Raw genomic sequence first — 452 nt, forward strand, 5'->3', positions numbered from 1 at the left:
CCGGGCGTCGCGCGCCTCAGGCGCGCCCTACTTCACGCGAGGGTTCGTGGGGGCTTCGGCAGGGCCTCGGGGCCGGGACCCGAACGGCCAGCGACGTCGCGCGGGATCAACGTGACGGTCTGAAACAGGGACGGGGACAAGGCGTAGGGCCCGGACAGGACGCCGGTGGCGCAGCAGGTCATCGTCCCGCAGCAGCGGGTCCCGCAACCGGGCCGGCAGCAATCGTCGGAGGCAGGTTCGATGCGCGCCAACTCGACGGCCGGGAGCGCCACCTTGGACCAGGTTGCCGCCTCGGACCGCGCAGTTGGCTTGGCGGGGGTGGGTACCGCCTTGACCATCACTGGGACGGTCTTGGGCTGGGCCGCGGCCACGTGGTGGCCGTGGTGTTCGTGCCCCCCGTGGGCCTGGACGGCGGACGGCGCGACGTAGGCGATGATCGCGAGGATCATCGC

The 452-nt window shown here is 72.6% G+C and carries 1 protein-coding gene; it reads right to left on the bottom strand.

Features of this window, described 5'->3' with window-relative positions; all coding sequences use genetic code 11:
* Positions 1 to 32 precede the first annotated feature (32 nt).
* A partial coding sequence (locus AX737_RS34105; protein ID WP_245293396.1) for a hypothetical protein occupies positions 33 to 452 on the bottom strand: 420 nt, incomplete at its 5' end.

It is taken from the genome of Methylobacterium sp. CCH5-D2 (assembly GCF_001556475.1).
Taxonomy (GTDB): Bacteria; Pseudomonadota; Alphaproteobacteria; order Rhizobiales; family Beijerinckiaceae; genus Methylobacterium; species Methylobacterium hispanicum.